This is a genomic window from Chitinophaga sp. LS1 (assembly GCF_034274695.1).
Lineage (GTDB): Bacteria > Bacteroidota > Bacteroidia > Chitinophagales > Chitinophagaceae > Chitinophaga.
Window position 1 is genome coordinate 6,854,730 of record NZ_CP128362.1, and the last position, 21,846, is coordinate 6,876,575.

The 21,846-nt window shown below is 46.8% G+C and carries 3 protein-coding genes; all 3 read right to left on the bottom strand.

The features are described 5' to 3' along the window. Window positions 1-3: 3 nt before the first annotated feature. From QQL36_RS28100 to QQL36_RS28110, 3 genes are read right to left on the bottom strand one after another with little or no spacing between them, the layout of a single operon-like run. Window positions 4-11,214, bottom strand: coding sequence for a non-ribosomal peptide synthetase (locus QQL36_RS28100; protein ID WP_321567543.1), 11,211 nt, complete (start codon window positions 11,212-11,214; stop codon window positions 4-6). Window positions 11,215-11,231: 17 nt separating this feature from the next. Then, a complete protein-coding gene (locus QQL36_RS28105; RefSeq protein WP_321567544.1) occupies window positions 11,232-12,251 on the bottom strand; it encodes a TauD/TfdA family dioxygenase in 1,020 nt (339 codons plus the stop codon). Between the two features lie 12 nt (window positions 12,252-12,263). Continuing rightward, window positions 12,264-21,845 (bottom strand): non-ribosomal peptide synthetase, encoded by a 9,582-nt coding sequence (locus tag QQL36_RS28110; RefSeq protein ID WP_321567545.1) that lies wholly within the window; start codon window positions 21,843-21,845, stop codon window positions 12,264-12,266. Between the last annotated feature and the right edge of the window lies 1 nt (window position 21,846).

Here is a 21,846-nt window from a genome sequence, read left to right on the forward strand (position 1 = left end):
ATGCTAGGATTCTTCAAATAAGCTAAATACATCGTCTGACTGACCCGCATTTTCAGCCATCAGTTCATTATTCCCGGGCACCTGTTGATAGACCTCGGCCAGCAAACGAATATTGGGATACCGGAACAACGTGACTACATTCAGTGGCCTGTTGAAATGAGCGGTAATTGAGTTAACAAGTTTTACCATCGTGAGTGAAGTAGCACCCAGGTCAAAGAAGTTATCATCTATACTGATCGTACCCGGCTCCCTGCCCAATAATTCAGCAACGATGCTCACCATGGAGGCTTCTACTTCATCCCTGGCAGCTAACACACCGGAAGATCTTCCCGGCTGTTCCTGCGGAAGAGGTAATACCTGCCGGTCGATTTTACCGTTAGGGGTCAATGGCAGCTTCTCCAGGTGTATAAATGAAGAAGGAACCATATATTCAGGCAGCCCTTTCAATAGTATCTCCCTTAACCCGGTTACCGGCAATGGACCTTCATAATAAGCCGCCAGTTTTAACTGTCCGTCGGTACCTGTGAAAGACGTCACCACCGCTCCCGTAATGCCGGGGACCTGCAATAACCGGTGTATAATTTCTCCAGGTTCTACCCGGTATCCACGAATCTTTACCTGTTCGTCTGTACGCCCCTGGTAGGCAATACTGCCATCGGGCAACCACCTGCCTGTATCTCCCGTTTTATAAATACGCTCCCCGATTGTTGCAGGCTGAATGAATTTTTCAGCAGTCAACGCCTCATTATTCCAGTATCCTCTCGCAAGCGGGATCCCTCCGATATGAATCTCTCCTGTTACACCTACAGGAACCGGGTTACCTTTTGTATCAAGTATGTAGATTCTCGTATTGGCCAGGGGCTTCCCGATAGGTGATGCCGTTGTCTCCTCCCTGCCTACGATATGATCCGTCACCATCACCGTACCTTCTGTAGGGCCGTATTGATTCACCAACCGGTAAGGCAACTGGCTTACATCCAGGTAGGGCAGCCTGTCACCTCCAATCAGCACATATTTCAACCGCAGGTGAAGGGGTGCAGGAATGTGGATTAATTCTCCCACCAGTGCAGGTGGTACGAAGGCATGCGTAATGTGGTGGTCGGAATAATATTGCATCAGGCGATGGCTATCCAGCTTTAGCTGATCAGGTATTATATGCAGCACGGAACCCGTGAGCAAAGCAGACCACAGCTCCAGTGCACTGGCATCAAACCCCGGGCCTGCCATCATCGTGGAAGCATCTCCCGGCGCTACCTCATACCTTTGCTGGTGCCAGTGTACCAGGTTCACCATAGAAGTATGCGCGATCATTACCCCTTTCGGCATTCCGGTCGACCCGGAAGTATAAATGACGTATAACAGGTCATCCGGAGTGACAGTTACCGGCACATTTGTATGCTGTAAAGGATGCTCACTGTCCAGGCTAAGGACCTGTATACCTTTAAATTTGTTTAACAATGGCGATAATGCATGATTCGACAGCACAACCTTCGCCCCTGAATCCGATAGTATATATGCAACCCGCTCTTCGGGATAAGCGGGATCAATAGGCACATACGCTGCACCTGTCCTGATAATACCCAGGATAGCAATCACCTGCATGGCAGACCGGTGCAGGAATACGGGAACAAGGCAACCTTTTCCAATACCTGCCTGCTGCAGATAACCCGCCAGTTGATTGCTGAGATGATCCAGCTCACCATACGTGAGCACAGCCCCATCTTCTACCAGGACCGGCTGCAAATAGCGGGCAGCCACCTGTTGCCTGAATAGAGAGTATGCACTTTCCCTGTCAGGATACCAGGAACTGGTGGCATTATTTTCCTGTACTAAATGATGCACCTCTTTTCCGGACAGGTAATTTATTTCACCCAGGGGGGCTGCCGGGCTTTCCAACAAACCATTCATCAATGCTTCAAAATGCCGGATCAGCTGTGTGGCAAATGCGGCATCATAAATAGCGTTATTATATTCAAGCCGGAGGTAAATACCATTTGCCCTTTCAGAAAAGTCGAATACAAGATCAAATTTTATCCCACAGGCGCCTTCATCCAATATGCCGGCAGCAATTTCCTCCTTTTCTGCACCCTGGAAATTCTGCAACATAATCATCACATCAAACAGGACAGACCGGCTCAGATCGCGCCTTACACCAAGCTCTTCTACCAACCGGTCAAAAGGATAAACCTGGTGCTCAAAAGCAGCAATTACCTGCTTCCTGACAGCGCCTATTACATGCAAAAACGAGTCCTCTCCATGAATGCTGTTCCGTAATGCCAGGGTATTCACATAAAAACCGATCTGGTCTTCCAGCTCTGCATGTTCACGTCCTGCCACAGGCGTACCTAATATGATATCTTCCTGCCCGGTGTAACGATACAATAAAGCATTGAGCACCGCAATAAGACCCATAAAAAGGGTCGCCTGGTTATTCTGGCACAATGCGCGTAACTGATCTCTTTTTTTGCCATCGATCAGGAAGCCCAGCGCATGACCATTATATGTTAGCACCGATGGACGTACTTTTACGGAAGGCATTTGCAGCACCGGCAGCTCGCCTGCCAGCTGGGTCAACCAAAAATCGCGGTGTAACTTCACATTGCCGGCATCCAATATCTTTTGCTGCCAGGCAGTAAATTCTTTATACTGAATACGTAAAGGAGCAATGGAAGGCTTCACGCCATTTACGAGCGATGCATAACAGGCAGCAATTTCCCGCTGCAAAATGTTCAATGACCAACCGTCACTGATGATATGATGTAAAGTATAGTATAACAGGTATTGATCATTGCCAAACCGGGCGAGACCAATGCGAAACAAGGGACCATTTGAAAGATCGAAGGGTGCTTCGATAGCTGTTGTGATGAGCTGACTGGCGATATCGCTATCCCATTGCTCATACTCGCTGTATGCAGGAGCGACATGGAACAATGGGGCGGGTATGATCACCTGCCTGAGCGCTCCGGCAGTATTTTCCCTGAATACCGTGCGCAGTATTTCATGGCGTACGGTTACCAGCCGGATGGCTTCTTCCAGGTAGGCCAGCTGGTAATGACCTTGTAATAATACATGTCCACCCAGGTTATAAGATCTCACGGCATGTTCCATCTGGCTCAATACCCAGATCCGGCGTTGTCCATCAGATACCGGATAGTCAGGCTGTGTTTCCAGTACTGCAATCTCCTCGTAAATACCCCCCGGAAGGCGGGCAATTAACTGCGCATGCCCTGCCAGCGTACTGTTGGCAAACAAATCGGCCAACGTTATCTTCACACCGAATACACGGTAATAACGGTTAAATAACTGCATTAAGCGGATGCTGTTGCCTCCCATTGACAGGAAATCGTCCATCACACCAATATCAGTTGTCAGCTTCAATACCTCCTGCCATATCTTTTGCACCTTTAGCTCCGTCGCGTTGCGGGGGGCTATATACCTGCCCTTTTGCGCTTCCTCTTTGTACAGTCCTGCCAGGGCTGCCCTGTCTACCTTTCCATTCTGTGTCAATGGAATGGCAGCTAGCTGTATAATACGATCAGGGATCATATGCACTGGTAAGGTACCTGACAGTCTGCCAGATAACTGTTCTGTATCCACCTCCTGTGCAGCGACTATCCATGCTATTAGCTGCTGCTCATGACCATTCCCCAACGCCATGACGATGGCCTGTTGAATACCTTGTTCCTTCAATAAAGCAGTTTCAATTTCCCCGGGCTCTACACGATAACCACGTACTTTCACCTGGTTATCCGCCCTGCCCAGGTAATCAAGAGCACCATCCGGCAGTAACCTGGCTTTATCGCCTGTTTTATAAATGGTACGACCCTGCCGGTAAGGGTCTGCAATGAATTTCGCACTGGTCAGGGTTTCATTATACAAATATCCGCGGCCTACCCCATCGCCTCCTATACATAATTCGCCTGTCACACCTTCCGGAACCAGCTGTCCCTGCTCATCCAGCACATAGGCATACGTATTCATGATGGGGTTGCCTATTGCTACTTTTTCTTTGCCATAGGGCCCCTGTATGAATGCTACGGTACAACCAACGGTCGTTTCTGTAGGACCATATTCATTGTAAATCCGGATATCATCCCTCACCTGTTGCAATAAGGCAATATGATGGGGCAATAATTCTTCTCCGCCTACCACCACCTGGCTCACCCACGATGTACCCTGCTGATGCCCTTCCAGTAAAAGTATATGAGCAGGTGTACATTTTACAAAATTGATGTCACTTTTAAAGAAGATATCTTCCAGGCTATCTATGACCGGTTGTGCTTCCGGGTACACGATCAGCTCACCACCACTGAGAATAGCCCCAAAGAAGCTGGTCACAGTCAAATCGAATGACAAAGTAGTGAACCACGGTATTTTGTAATGCAAGGTTGCATCATTGAAATAATTGTCAATGCAATGTTCCAGGTAATGATATAAATTCCTGTGTGTAATGGCTACACCTTTGGGTATACCCGTAGAGCCGGAAGTGTAGATCACATATGCAAGATCAGCAGGGGCTACAGCTATCGCAGGTAATACCGGCACAAGTGCACTTTCAATGCCAGCAATCATAGCTGCTAATGTATCCTGTTCAATGACTAGCTTACATTTACTATCCTGCACAATCATCGCGCGTCTGGCCGCCGGGTATCTTGCATCAACAGGCACATAGGCGGCCCCACACTTCAGGATCCCCCACACCAGCGGCACCTGCCATTCACTTCTTTCCAGCTGTATAGCTACAAGATCCTTGTATCCTACCTGGTAATGAGCAGATAACCACCCCGCGATTTTACGGGACAGCTCATCCAGTTCTGCATAGCTGAATGACCGGTTGATACCCCGCACAGCAATCCGCTCAGGGTATTGCCGGCAAATAGCTTCCAGCCTGTTTAATACATTATGATCAGCATATTCCCGTTTAGGTCCTTCGAGTAAATCAATCAGCTGTTTTTTCTCTGCATAAGACATATATTCCACCTGGTCAAGCTGCACATCAGGCTTTGCAGCAACCTGCTGCATCAAATAAATAAAATGGTGCATCAACTGTTGCACGCCCTTACTATCATAGATGTCCGTATTGAACTCTACACTCATATCCAGCCCACCCTGTCTTTCCGTGAAATAGACCAGGTGATCAAACTTTGCAGCTACCCGCCCTTCATAATATATCCTGTCAGGCTCCATATAAGATCCCTGCTTATTATCCCGCTCATTATGCAGGATCAGCATTATATCAAACAATGGAGAATGGCTCATATCTCCTTTTACGCCCAGCTCATCTACCAGCCTGTCAAATGGATACAGCTGGTGATCAAAAGCATCCAGTATGACCAGCTTTATCTTTTCCAGCACACTGGTAAATGTATCACCCGGCACCAATTGCATTCTAAGGGGAAGCGCATTGATATAAAAACCGATCTGGTCTTCCAGTTCCGGTAGATTCCTGCCTGCGACAGAAGTCCCTATAATGTTGTCAGTAGCACCTGTATACCTGTATAGCAATGTGTTTAATACACCCATTAACCCCATAAACAGGGAGCATTCATGATCCTGGCACAGTTTAGCAAAATCCGAAGCAATACGGTTACTGATACGCACAGAAAATACATGGCCATTGTAAGACTTGATCGGCGGCCTTTGACGAATAGAAGGGAATACTGTCACCGGAAGCGGTCCTGCCAATTGTTCCATCCAGTAATCCCGGTCAGCGGTATTCAACTGCTGCTGTTGCCATACCGCGTAATCCCTGTACTGAATCTTTAAGGACGATAGCGTGGGAACTTTATTATTACAATAGTCCTGGTAAGCACTGTAAATTTCTTTTCTTAGTATTTCTAATGACCATCCATCACTAATGATATGGTGCATTTGATAATACAGCACATTAGCCACTAATCCAATACGCAATAACGGTCCTTTATCGAGCTGAAAAGGCTTTTCATCCTGTGAAATGAATGCTATGGTAATATTTGATAGCTCAGCGGGCAGTACTACCTGCCGCAGCTGGCCTTCTTTTTCAATAAAAATTGTTCTCAATATCTCATGTCGCTGTACAATGGCGTTCACCGCTTTTTGCAGGGCATCTACATCGACTGCATCTTCCATTTCAAATGAGCCGGACAAAATATAAGCACTGGCTGCACTCGCCTGCTGGCTCAAGATCCAGATCCTCCGTTGCCCATCGGACACGGGGTAATCAGGTGCATCTGTAACAGGCAGGAGCAGCGCGGGGGAAGCAACACCTTTACCTGGTATCAGGCTGGCATGCGCACGGATAGTGGTATGCCTGAATAACTCCTTCACAGACACATGCACACCAAAGCTGGCTTTATATTGGTTGGCCAGTTGCATGATATGCAGACTATGCCCTCCAAGACTGAAAAAGTCTGCCGCAGTACCTGGCATCGTATCCAGTTCCAGTAAGGCTTTCCATATAGAACAAATGCGGGTTTCCGTTTCATTCACAGGCGCCACATCATTATCATTAGCAGGCTGATAATAATCGGGAACAGACAACGCCTTCCTGTTAATCTTTCCACTGGCTGTCATTGGCCACTCTTCTACCTGGATAAACATGGAAGGGATCATATAATCAGGCAGGTAAACCAGTAACTGTTGCCTGATGATATCTGCAGGATAATCATTCTTTCCCCTGTAAAATGCATTTATCCGCCATGAACCCTTGTGATCTTTTTGTGCCTGTACCACACTTTCATAAATGCCATTCAACTGTTGCATGGCATATTCAATCTCACCCAGCTCTATCCTGTTTCCCCTGATCTTTACCTGGTCATCTGTACGGCCAATATATTCTATGTTACCATCGGGCAGCCAGTAGCCAATATCTCCCGTACGATACATGATCTCCCCTTTTCCAAATGGAGTGGGTACAAATTTTTCAGCAGTCGTGGTGGGTAATGCAAAATACCCTGCTGCCACACCATCTCCTGCAATGCAGATCTCACCGGGTACACCTATCGGCAACAACTGTGCATTCTTGTCAAGTATATATACACTAACATTGGCAATTGGCTTTCCAATAGGAACAGTTTTATTTTTCTTATCAATAAACCTACCAGTGCTTTCCTGTAATAATAAACCCGGCAATCTGAATTGACCTCCGCTTTCAAGTTGAGCAGCAATAAAAGCCTGCTCATCCAGCATGGCATCAAAATCTGCAGCGGTCGTATAAGGGTTCATAATCACCGCCCTTAATACCACTACCCGCTCTCTCTCCACTCCTACTGCCGGATGATCAAATTCAATTTCAGTAAAGGAAACAAAATATTTTCCCTGTGTAAATTCTGCCTTTTGCAGTTTCCTGTTCAGCTCATTAACAAATTGTAATTCTTCGGCTGATAAGTTACCAGCCCTGAATTTTTTGAGTAAGGCAGTGGGAATATACCGGTAGGTAAGAATATTCATCTCAGGCACCGTCGTGATCTGGAAGTTATCCCGCTGACCGATTTTATCTGCCAGCAACAGTGTCCGGTTGTAGTTCATCTCCATCAGGTCACTGAATCCTTTTGCGCCCAGCATCTTCAGCGCACCATGAAACAATAGGGAAACAAATGAACGGGATCCTTCTATACTGAAACGCCCCAGGTCATAACTACCTTTCCGGGCCTGGTAAAATGTATTATTCTCAGAAAAAGAGGCAAAATCAGGAGAGCGGAACAGGCATACACTGGCGCCCATTGGCAGGTACATTTGTTTATGACCACAAATCGTCACCGTATCTGCTCTTTGTATGCCCTTCAGCTTTTTCGCTAACTGGGCAGAGAAAAGTAACATTCCTCCAAATGCAGCATCCGCATGAAAATGAATTCCATATTGTGCTGCAATGTCGGCCAGTTCTTCCAGTGGATCTATACGGCCGGTCTCGGTAGCTCCCGCTACTCCAATGATCGCCAGCACGAGCATGCCTTCTTTCCTGAACCGCTCAATATAATCAACGAGTTTTTTTCTGCCTGCTTCCAGGTCGTCTTTGTCAATTTCAAATTTATATACCTGCGAAGTACCCAGCCCCAGCGTCCTCATGGCCTTATTAATAGAATAATGCGCCAGCCTGGAACTGAGAACTACCACCCCTTTATACTTAAAATGCGCCAATGCTTTCACAATCCCTTCTTCTACAATTCCCCTGAAACCATCTCCGGCGGGGAGTGCTTTATTCAATGCATAGCTCAATGCAGTTATATTTGATATAGTTCCCCCATTGGTGACTACCCCCAGGCAGTACTGTGCATCCTGCAAATGCTTTTTATAAAAGGTATAGCGCATCCGGTACACAACCTTGTGCATCATACCAATCACCTGCCGCTCTATCGTACTGCCGGCAAAAGAAGTGTCAATCTTCACCAGGTTCTGGTTCAGCTCTATCAGCAGTGCACTCAGGTCCTTGATGAAAGGAGGAATCGTACTGGTCATATGCCCCAGGTAATTAGGACTCGAAACATTCACGATACCCGGCAGCAGGTCATTTCGGAGAAAGTCCACATATTCTTCCGGCGTCCAGGCTTTATCTATGGAAACATCATAGAATTTCTCCAACGCTTCCCTGGAAGGCAGTGGTTTGATAATTTCCTGCCTGCTGTTAAATTCTTTTATCAAACCATTCACATCGTCTTTGATGGAAAGACTAAATTGGGGAATCGCTTCACCAGGTAAGCTACCGTTCCCAAATTGATAAGCCGTATTATAACAGGTAGCATCTCCCATGATTTCGGTAGAGCCATAGATGTTCAGCAGGATATGATCAGGGAATATAGAATAAAAATCATAGGCCAGATCAGCGCTCAACTGCTCACCACTACATGTCCAGTAGCGAAGATGTTCCAGTAAAGAAACATCCATAGATTCCAGCTTTTGCAGGATGGCTTTTAATAACGAGGGCACCAGTACTATACGGGTAACCTGGTAATGGGCTAATTGCCGGATAAATTCAGCAGTATCCAGTAGCTCTTCTTTTGTAAAGATAACGCTGCTCACCCCGGCCAATAACGGCCCAAACAGCTCCCAGATATGATCCACAAAGCCTGTAGACGTCTTCATCACACTACATTCTTCTGCTTCAAAAGCATAATTCTTCCACATCCAGTGCAGGCGGTTCATCACGGATTTTTCCCTGATCACCACACCCTTTGGTCTGCCAGTAGATCCTGAAGTATATAATATACAGAAGACCTTGTTTTCATCTATGGGTAGTATCGTAATGGCCGTATCCTGTATTGCGGTAATCCGGGCAGCATCGGTGCGGAGATGAATCACAGGCGCTCCTTCCCCTGGCAGTGGCAATCCGCCATCAGTAATAATCAATACAGGGTCAGCTTCCTGCAGTATCAGCGCTACCCGGGACGGCGCATTGTGAATATCGACAGGCACATAAATTCCACCTGTCTTTATAACAGCAAGAATGGCAATCACCTGTTCAATGGATGGTGCACAACAAATAGCCACCCGCTGGCCTTCGCCGGCACCCTGCTCACGGATAAATGCAGCCAACTGGTTACTTCTTTTATCCAGTTCCTTATAGGTAATTGTCTCCGTTCCTTTTTTAAATGCAGTCGCCGCTGGCGAAGTCTTTACCTGCCTGGCAAATAATGCAGCTACGCCTTCCTGTGCGGGATAAAGAGCAGCTGTATCATTAAATTTATGTAACAACAAATCCCGCTCCCCTGCATCCAGGTAATCCACTGCCTGCAATGCTACATCCGGTTGCTCACTCAGCGCTTGCAGTAATGCAGCATAATGACGGGCCAGCCTCGTAATATTATCTCTTTCATAAATATCCGTGTTAAAACCCACCTTCATCAGTAATGCCTCATCCGCTTCATAAAAATCAATATCCAGGTCGTATTTGATCGCTTGTTCTCCATGCAATACCAGGTCGTCATTCACCACAGGCAGGGTCTGTTCCTTTTCATTATGCAGGATGACCATCACATCAAACAATGGAGAACGACTGGCATCTCTTTTGATGCCCAGATCTTCTACCAGTTTTTCAAAGGGATAATCCTGGTGCTGTAAATATTCTAACACATCATTCCTCACGGATGCCAGGTGTTGCCGGAATGTATCGCGCCCCTTCAACTGAAACCGGAGCGGCAATGTGTTGATATAAAATCCAATCTGTTGCTGTAGGGATGACTGTTCGCGCCCCGCAGCAGATGTACCAATCACCAGGTCTTCCTGGCCGGTATAACGATACATGAGCACATTCAAAACGGCCAGTAATCCCATGAAAGGAGTTGCCTGTTGCTGTCTGCATATTTCTTTTAATGCAGCTACGCCTGTTTTGTCAATCTGCAGGGTAAATGAATACCCATTATGCGATCGCCTGGATGGTCTTGGAGACTGTACCGGCAATTCGAATAAAGGCAGTTCCCCACCAAACCGGGATAACCAGAAATCCCGGTGCAGGGCATACGTGGAAGAAAGCAGCTGCGCTTGTTGCCAGTATGCATAATCCTTGTACTGAATTTCCAGCGGAGGTAATGTTACCTCTTTATTACTGGTAAAGGCTTCATAATAGTGCATGATATCTCTTTCCAGCACATTCATTGACCATCCATCACTGATGATATGGTGCATATTGAAATAAAGCAATTGCCTGGATGGACTGAGGCGAAACAACATCACCCTGAATAAAGGCCCTGCCGGGAGGTCGTACAGCTGTTGACTATCTTTCGCGATGAGTGCCCTGGCTTCCAGCTCCGCTTCCAGCCCGGCTGAAAGATCCCTGAAATGCAACCTGAACTGCGCGTTGGATGATGCTGTTATAAACTGCCGTATATGGCCCTGCTCATCTTCCCTGAAAGTGGTCCTTAATATTTCATGACGGTCGATAACTGCATTGATGGCCGCTTCGAATACAACGGGATCCAGCGCTGCTGGTACTTCCATGACCGTACTGATATTATAGGCATTACTATCCTCCTCCATTTGTTCAGTCAACCATACCCGCATTTGTGCAGAGGATAATGGATAGCTTTCCTGCGGGGGAGCCACAGGGATGGGCACTTCCAATTGCTGTTGTCCCCGCATTTCCCGGAGGTATTCTGTCAGCAACGGTTTATTTGCTCTTATCTTTTCGATCAGTTCATCATTGAGCACACCTTGTGGCACCTCCACATCCAGGTTACCATCATTATCGAGGTCCAGGACCACGTCCAGGTTTCTCAGGTATACCAAAAGCTCTTGCTTGTTCATAATATATTCCTATGGGGTTACGCTATATTCTCGGTATCATATACTGCTTCAATAATAGCAGTAGCAATAGTTCTGTCACCTTTGTAAGGATTTCTGCCGTGTGCTGCCAGCATATTATCCAGGAAAATGATGTCTCCCTGCTGATAAGGGAAAGCAATCATATTTTTCTGGTAAGCGGCTTTTATTTCGTTATATTCTGCAGAGGTGATTTCGGTACCATCTCCGAAGAATGTTTCAGATGTCAGGTACTCACTGGGGAAGAAATCATCATGATCCAATTCCAGTTCTTCATAGCGGGAGAAACGATGAAAGAAGAATGCATGATTAAACCATGTTTCCTCCTGTGTGAGGGGATGCTTTACGACTGCCGCTTTCACCCATTCTATCACCATATGATTTTCACCCACCAGTTCATATTTAATATTGTTCTTCCTGCATGTTTCATCTACTACTTTCAGATCATCCGTCTGGAACACCTCCTGCCAGGGCATTCCGAGGTCGGGCAACAGGTTGCGACGATACTTCACACCTTTCTGCCTGAACTTATCCGCCAGCGCAGGACTTATATCCTGCAATACGCGACGGGAATCAGCAATAGGCGTTTCACCGCCTTCTTTAGCAGGCACAATACAACAGAAGACGATCTTCTGGCCCCAGACACGGCTATAAGAAGATTCATTGTGCATATTGATGGTCCGCTCATTGGGATAGATGGTAGACGTATAGATATTTTTGATCTTGTTATCCAGCTCATGCCTGGGGGATGATCTGAACATATATGGCAGCGGAGCGGTATCAAAGCTGCCCATAAAATCATTGAAATCAGCTACTGTTTTTATATTAAAACCACGGAATAATATACCTCCATGTTTTAGCAGATCCTGTTCGAACCTTTCTTTATTCGCCTGGATCCATTCTTTGAGATCTACTTCCGGAGAAACCGGGGAAATTACTAAAGGCAGCACCTGGTCACTGTTTTGAAGAAGGGGTTGCCGGGTCACATATTGACCTGCGGATGTTTGGGTAACACTTTCCATATAACAAGGTTTTTAGATTTTAATTCTTTCTTTTGGGATAACAGTCTCCTGAGACTGTTGTGCATTGATCCATTTTATGTTCTGGATTTCATTTGCCAAGTATTCAATAGTCGCTTCTTTGAAGAAGGTCTGTATGCTCAGAGTAACACCAAATTCTTTTGAGATCCTGGATAATAGCTTTATAACTTTGATACTATGACCGCCCAGGTCAAAGAAGCTGTCATGCACGCCGATGGGCTGACTTACACCCAGCACTTCCTGCCACAGTGTGGCCAGGCGTGCCTCCATGTCATTGCGGGGTGCTACATAGTTACTCCCCGGTCCTGCGGCTCCCCAACTATCTAAGAGCTGCTGACGATCTATCTTACCATTGCCGGTCAGCGGTAAGGCCGCAAGATGTTCGATATGCGTCGGGACCATATAACCAGGCAGCATCAGGGACAAATATCTTTCTACCTCTGCTACCGTGGCTGTTCCGCTGATAAAACAGCCCAGCTCATTTTCTCCGCTTTCGGTCGCCTTCACCAATACTGCACTTTGTAATACGCCCGCACAGCCGTTTAAGACACTCAATATCTCTTCCAGCTCTACCCGGTAACCACGGATCTTCACCTGGTGATCCTGCCGGCCCAGGAAACGGATGCTCCCATCAGGAAGATAGCTCGCCTGATCTCCTGTCTTGTATAAGACGGCTGGCCATGCATGCAGCCCATTCTTGACAAACCGGCTGGCGGTTTGCGGTGCATTATGCACGTAACCAATCGATACGCCGTCTCCTCCTATATACAACTCACCGGGTATGCCAATGCCACATGGCTGGCCGTTACTATCCAATATGTACACCTGCGTATTGCCGAATGGACGGCCTACCGGCACGATCCCTTCGCTTTCATTCGGGGTGCATACATGCAAGAGCTTCCCTACCGTTGTCTCTGTTGGCCCATAATGGTTCACTACTTCACAACCTCTGATCTGCGCTGGTATGGAGGCCGGTAAAGCCTCGCCTCCAAAGACCAGCAGGCGTTTCGGCAATAATAATTCTCTGCCTGCCGACAATGCCTTCCAGTGAGAGGGAGTGATCTTTACACAGTCTATTTCTTTGATGGATTGGATCAACACATCAGGACTGCTTAATTCTTCTTTGGAAAACAGGTGCAAACAACCACCGAAAGCAAGGGAACTGTAAACAACAGTATTCCCAAGGTCTGTAAACAGACCGGATACCAATGCGTAATCACGACACGATGAGATGGGGATACGGCTGGCAAGCCCATACAGGTAGTCGACTATATTGCCTTGAGTGATCTGCACCCCTTTGGGCTGACCGGTAGAACCCGAAGTATATATCACATACAGCAGATCTGATCCTGTGATGGAAACAGACGGTGCTACACCACCTCCTTCCAGTTCATCTGCAATCAAAATCCTGCCTATATCTGCCGGTAAACTATCCGCTACAACACGATCTGTAATCAACAAATCAGTCTGACAATCTGAAAGAATATGACGGATGCGGGACACAGGGTATGCTGGATCTACCGGAACATAACAGCCCCCGGATTTCAGGATACCTAACAGGCTCGCTATCGCATAGCCTGAGGAAGGCATACACAAGAGTACCTTACTGCCATTCACAACACCCTGTGTTATTAAATACTCCGCTATCCGGTTGCCCGTTTCATCTAACCGCTGATAGCTCCATCTTTCACCTCCATAATGAATCGCTACTGCTTCAGGGTGTGATTTTACAACACCTTCAAACAAACTCATAAAAGTTGTTCCCACAGGCACCTCTGCCACAGAACGGCCAAAGGCATACAATTCACAAAGCTCCGCCGGTGTTAAGTATTGCGCTGCGCCCAATGACCTATTGGCATCCCTGGCCAGATTTTCCAGGATAGTGCGGAAATGGTATAACATTCCTGTCATACTTTCCTTATTATAGATATCACTGTTATACCTTAAATCAAGCCGATACCCGCCATTGACTTTTTCAATATTAAACAGCAGATCATACTTCACTTTGAAATACCCACCGTCAGTGATGGCTCCCGATGCCAGGTCATCTGCATCATATACCCTTTCACGCTGATTTTGCATCGTAAGCATCACATCAAACAAGGGAGACCTGCTTTTATCACGTACCAGCTCAAGGTCATCTGTCAGCCGGTCAAATGGATACAGCTGATGAGAAAATGCGGATAAACTTGTCCGCCTCACCTGTAATAACACATCCTGGAAGCTGTCAGTAGCCCTGATCTTTGTACGCAATACCAGCGTATTAATATAAAACCCGATCTGGTCTTCCAGTTCTTTATGAGAACGACCCGCCACCGGGCTGCCTATAATGATATCACCCTGCCCGGAATAGCGGTACAATAATGCATTCAATACAGCTACAAAGCCCATATAAAGGGTAGCATTGACGGCATAACAGCAGGCTTGTAAAGGATCAATTAACTGGTCTTCCAGCAACGTCTTCAGGCAATATCCATTGTCAGTTAGTATAGCTGGCCTGGTACCTGCCATGGGCAATCGAAGTACGGGTATTTCTCCTCCCAGTTCATTCATCCAGTAATTCCTGTGCACCTGCGCCGTTTCGCTGTCCAACAGCTTTTGCAGCCAGGCAGCATAATCTTTATACTGGATCCTCAATGGCGCAATGGCAGCCTCACGACCACTCCTGGTAGCGTCATAATACAACATGACTTCTTTCGCCAGGATCTCAGAAGACCAGCCATCGCCAATAATGTGGTGCAGGCAAAACCAGAAGATGTTGCTTTCTCCATCCGTCCCAATCACACCTGCCCTTAGCAATGGACCTTCATCCAACTGGAATGGCTTCGTCATCAGCACCTCCATATGCTCATTCAATTCTTCCGCAGGTACTGTCTCATACCCCAGGCTAAATGCAATACCAGGCAATACCACCTGCCGAAGCTCTCCGGCAGCATTTAACCTGAAAACAGTGCGAAGAATCTCATGCCTGTCAATCACCTTTTTAATAGCCCCTTCCAGCGCATCCCTGTCTATATCATATAACTCATACCTGCCCTCAAGATGATAGGTGCGCGAGGAATGACCCAGGTGACTTTGCAGCCACATCCTTTGCTGTCCGTCTGACACGGGATAGTCAGGTGAAATAGCGATCACCGGGATACTGGCATATAGCTCCCTGTTACTGCGGGCCAATAAGACGGCATGCGCAGCAATAGTAGTATGACGGAATAAATCCTCCACAGAAGGCCTGGTACCAAATGCACTGTTATAATGGTTGATCAGCTGCATCAACCGTAAACTATGACCTCCTGTATTGAAGAAACCAGTATGGATACTTATCCGGTCCGTGGTGTTCAGCACTTTTTGCCAGATCATTTCAATCGCTATCTCCATCTCACTTCCGGGTGCTGTAAAAGTATGTTCCCCATCAGCGGCCCAATCTGGCACCGGCAATTGCTGACGGTCTACTTTTCCACTGGAAGTCAATGGTAACTTTTCCAGTTTTACAATGGCGGCAGGTAGCATATAAGCAGGTACCATAAGCGCCAATTGCTGACGCAGGTCCTCCCTGCTGACCGTTGTATTTCCTGTAATATAGGCGACCAGCATTCCCTCCTTTACTGTTACTACAGCCTGTTCAATACCCGCCTGCATGAATAGGATGCGTTCTATTTCTACAGGTTCTATTCGATGTCCCCGCACCTTCAACTGGTTGTCCAACCGGCCACAGTATACAATTTGCCCGTCTGCCGTCCATTTACCGGCATCTCCTGTTCTGAACAATACCTCCCCGGGAAATCTTTCATCATGAATAAATTTTTCAGCCGTCAGCTGTTCATTTCCCAGGTAGCCATTGGATACAGCAGCTCCCGCTACGTATATCTCTCCTGGTATACCTACAGGAACAAGATTTCGGGCAGCATCCAGTATATAAATCCGGGTATTGGAAATAGGTTTACCTATGGGCACACTATTCCCTTCCCAGGTAACAGAGGCATTTATTTCAAAACAGGTAACATCTGCTGTTACTTCTGTAGAACCATAAATATTGAGCAAGGTTTTCCCTGGGAATAAGCTGGTAAAAGTCTTTGCAAGGTCAGTACGCAGCTCTTCTCCGCTACAGGTACAATATTGAAGATAAGGCAGGCTATCCCCGCCCTTTTGCCCCGCAATAGCCATTATATTGACCAACAATGACGGTACCAGTACGATCCGGGATATTCTTTCCGCAGAAAGCTGATCGATAAATGTTTCATCCAGCATTTCCTCCTTCGTGAACAATACAGCAGGTATCCCCTGGAGCAGCGGCCCGAATATTTCCCATATGTGGTCCACAAATCCAATGGCCGTTTTCCAGGCGTTCCGCTCGCCCTCTGCAAATGGATATTGCTGCCACATCCAGAATAACCGGTTGACAATAGACGTCTCCCGGATCTGCACACCTTTAGGATAGCCGGTAGAACCTGATGTATAGATAATACAGCTGATCGCATCATCGGCAGGAAGAATCGCCTGCTGGTAATTAATTTCCGTTGGTGCTGTATGCAAAATAGCAGCCGGACTATAGACCGGAATAGCGCTAATGACCGATAGTCTTTCCGGATCATCCGTGAGGATCAACAGGGGAGCTGCATTTTCAATAATATAACCAATCCGCTCATCTGCATTTCCTGTATCCACTGGAATATAAGTAGCGCCGGTTTTAAGTATTCCCAGTAAAGAGATTATTAATTCGACAGATCGTTCCATACACACGAGCACACACCTACCCGGTCTTACACCTCTCTCATATATCCATTGCGCCATCCAGTCACTTTTACCGGACAGTGTTTCGTAAGTGATGGCCTTTCCATGATCATATAAGGCAATATTGCCATTATGTACCTGGCGATTGAACAAATGAATCAACCGGTCTTTCGGTGCCGTAGTGGTCGTATGGTTATAGTCTTCCAGCAGCTGGTTTTCTTCTTTGGGTGACAGGTAAACAGTTGCATCCAGCACCACATCCGGCGCTGATACAAGTGCCTGTAACAAGCCCTGGAAATGTTCCAGAAAACGGGTGATCGCTTCACGGGTATGAATGTCCCTGTTATAAGAAAGCCTTACATACAGTTGATCGCCCACTTCACTCATATCAAAGTTCAGATCAAACTTTACATAGCAACTACCCTCAAAGTTGATCATGCCTTCAGCTGGCACTTCATACTCGCTTAAATTATTTATCTCCTGTTCATTATGCAGGATCAGCATGATATCAAATAAAGGAGATCTGCTTACATCCCTTGTCAGTTCAAGCTCTTCCAGCAACCTGTCAAAAGGATGATCCTGGTGCTCATATCCGTTGATCGCCGCTTCCCTCACCTTACCCAACAGCGTACGGAAAGAATCCGCGCCACCTATATGGGTACGCAAGGCAATTGTATTGACATAAAAACCGATCTGCTGCTGTAATGCAGGATGTAAACGCCCGGATACCGGCGTACCGATAATAATATCCTCTTCCCGCGTATACTTAAATATCAGCGCATTTAATACGCTCATCAGCCCCATGAACAGGGTACTATGTTCTTCCCGGCACACCTGCTTTAACGCCGACACCAAATCCTTCCGGATAGTCATCGACAAAGCTGCTCCTTCGAATGTAAAGAAAGAAGGCCGGCTGCCGGCTATGGGAAGACTTATAACAGGTATAGGTGCCGCCAGCTGCTGCAACCAGTAATCACGATGTGGGTGCAGCTTTCCTGTATGTAACTGCTCCTGCTGCCAGTAAGCATAATCTTTATATTGCAGGGACAGGGCCGTAGGTGTATAATGCGCGTTGGCGGCTAACTGATCATAGATATATAGTATCTCCTTTTTCAATAGCTCCATAGACACACCATCAAATATGATATGATGCAGGTTGAACCAGAGCAGATGCCTGGCTTGCGCCGTACGTATAAAACCGGTTCTGATCAATGGCCCCTTACCCAAATCAAAAGGCATTTGTGCCTGTTCAATGAGGAATGCTTCTATGTCGCCCGCCGAAGCATGACGCATGTCGCGGTAATTTTCCGATACAATAGCCGGTTGTATCACCTGCCGAAGCTCTCCTTCTGCATTCTCCCTGAATATAGTCCGCAATACCTCATGCCTGTTAATAACAAGCTCAATGGCTTTGCCTAATCTTTCGATATCATAAGCAGCATCCAATTCTATTTGCCCTGGCATATGATAAGCTGGTCCTGCTTTTTCCTGCTGGCATATGAGCCACAACCTTCTTTGGCCATCACTCACCGGGTAATCAGCAGCCAGGGGGACCTGCGAAATGAATTCATTATCAATACCTGCTTTTTCTCTTATCAGCTGAGACTGTTGCCTGATCGTCGTATTCCTGAAAAGTTCCTGTACCTGCAGCTTTACCCCTAAGGTGCGGTAACAGAGATTCCCTACCTGCATGAGCAATAAACTATGCCCTCCCGCATGGAAGAAATCTGTTGTAATGCTGAGGGGTTTCTCCTTCTTCAACACTTCCTGCCAGATCTGGCTGAGCTTAAACTCTGTTTCATTGCCAGGAGCAACATATTCCTGTGAATTGTCACTTTCCAGGAACAAGGAAACCGGCAGGGATTTACGATCTATTTTACCACTCGCAGTCACCGGTATACTTTCTACCTGTACGATACCCGCAGGTAACATATATTCAGGCAATAAACCGGACAACTCCTCACGTAATGATCCTGCATCTACTGTTATCTTACTCACTACGAACCCTATCAACAACTGTTCTCCATCATTATCCTGATGGACGCTTACAGCGGCCGCCATCACGCCTGCCAGTTGCGACAATGCATATTCTACCTCTTCCAGTTCAATCCTGAATCCCCGTATTTTCACCTGGTTATCTATCCTTCCCAGGTATTCAATATTTCCATCCGGCAGCCACCTGGCCAGGTCTCCGGTTCTGTACAACCGGGCATCAGGCACTTCACTGAATGGATCCCTGATAAACCGCGCGGCTGTCTGCTCCGGGTTGTTCTGGTAACCTCTCGCCAGCTGTACCCCACCTATACATAGTTCACCGGCCACACCTACAGGCAACAATTGCCGGGCTTCATCCAGGATATATAAAGTATTGTTGGCAATTGGCTTTCCAATAGGAATCACCTTATCACCCTGCTTTGTATCATAATAACTCACTTCTATAGCTGCCTCCGTAGGACCATACAGGTTAGAGACAGGTATTTGCATCCGTTCATACCAACTGTCTGCTACATGTGGTAATAAGGCTTCCCCACTACAGAATACCCTCCGCAATGAAGATATGGCGGCTATTCCTGCAGGGGTTGATAACTGTACAGCAATAAACCGCTGCAACATGCCAGGTACAAAATGCACCATGGTAATTCTATGTTGCTTTATGAGGGCTGCTATTTTCTCCGGCAGGTAAACCGCTTCCTCATCACACAATACCATCCGGCAACCAAAACACAAAGGCGTAAAAATCTCCCCAACTGAAACATCAAATGTGAACGAGGTCTTTTGCAACATTATATCCTGGCTATTCAGGCCATATTGTTGCCATACCTGTTCTAACCGGTTGATCACACTCCCCTGTTCTACCATGCACCCCTTTGGGTTACCTGTTGAACCCGACGTATAAATCACATATGCCAACTGATCGGGTGTGCTGTTCACCATGGGGAACTTTTCCGAAAACTGGTCCTTCAGTACGCTGAATTCACTGATCAGCTGCTCGTCAATAATCAGCTGGGCCTGGCTATTTGCGATGATATAATCTTTTCGTTGTTGTGGGTAATTCGGGTCAAGCGGCACATAGGCACAACTATTCTTCAACACAGCCAGCAATGAAATGATCAGCCACTCACTGCGTAACAATGAAACACAAATCAGGTCACCTGGCTGCAACGTATGCCGGCTGGCCAGGTAGGATGCTAACCGCGAAGAAAGCCTGTCCAGCTCTATAAAAGAAAAAGTCTTATCCTGGAATTGCAAGGCAATATGCCCCGGCTGCAGGTTGACCTGTTCGTGAAACAGGGAGATCAGGGTCTTTTCTGTCAACGCTGCCGGCTTCTTATTGAAGACATGTAACAACGTCTCTTTTTCGGCCTGACTCAAATAATCCAATCCCTTCAGGGGCGAATGAGTATCTGTAGTAGCGGCCTGTAACAACTGTATATAATGATTACCCAACCGCTCCACGAAATCCGCAGTATAGATATCTGTATTAAATTCTACACACAATTGCAGCGCATCATCACTGGCCGTAAATGAGAAGGAAAGGTCAAACTGGCTGGTGTTACGAAGATCCCGCTGCACCAATGTAAAATTATTTTCTATCTCCCCGCCCCTGGCACCTCCACCTTCGTTATAAACAACCAATACATCAAATATCGCGGCATGACTGGTATCCTGCCGGATGTGGAGCTTTTCAACCAGGTAACTAAAAGGTAGCTGCTGGTTAGCCATCATCTCATCGAGTAACTGTTGCTGATGGGTGATCGCTGTTACAAAATCTTTATCACCAGCCACTCTTGTCCGCATCGGCAACGTATTTACAAACATACCTATCACCGACTGCAATGCGATGTGTTCACGCCCTGTCAGCACCACACCCGTCAACAGATCGGCTGATCCGGTATACCTGTAGAACAAGGTATTCAGCCCTGCCAGTAAGCCCGAGAACAGGGAAGCCCTGTTTACCTTACATACACTGGTCAAAGCATTCCTTATGGCTGTATCAACAGAAAAATATAAACGGTTTCCATGATTCGTTCTGATGGCAGGGCGAGGACCAGGGCTCAGCTGCAATACAGGTAGTGTACCTTCCAGCTGACTTTTCCAGTATCCAAGTTGTTTTTCCCAGGCTTTACTATGCATCGCCTGTTGCTCCCATACCGCAAAATCCTTGTAAGTATTGACAAGCGGTTGTAAACCAGGTGAAACACCCCTGCTTCGCTGCTCATACAGGGCAAATAATTCCTGCTGGAATATGCCCCCGGAAAATCCGTCAAAAACAATATGATGAATCGTCAATAACAGCACATCCTTTACGATCAACGCCCTGATCAAAGGAGGATTCGACAGGTCGAACACCCGCATCCCTTCTTCCGCGATGATAGCATCGATATTATCCGCCTGTTCTCTTATTTCAACTTCAAAAGGCACAGCACAAATACGTTGTCTGATTATGCCATATTCATCTTCAAAAAAAGCAGTCCGCAACGCTTCATGTCGTGCTACAAGCTCCTTCAGCACATCGGTTAAAATACTCCGTACTACCTTCGGGGAAAGACGAATCACCAATGGAATATTATATGCCCTGGAACCATTCGGATGCTGGCTCAATAACCATATGCCCCGTTGTGCAAATGAAACAGGATAATAATCCGCTATGTCAGCTACAGGAAATTTATCCTGGGTTTCTTTCCTGGCAATAAGCAACTCCAGTAAGCTGCTTTTATGTTCCCTGATCTCTGCGATCAATGCAGGGGTGAGCACCCCCTGGCTCGCTTTTACCTTCAATTCTTCCCCCTCCAGGTGTAATTCTATCCCCAGTTGTCTCAACTTACCCAATAACAATAAAACGTCCATA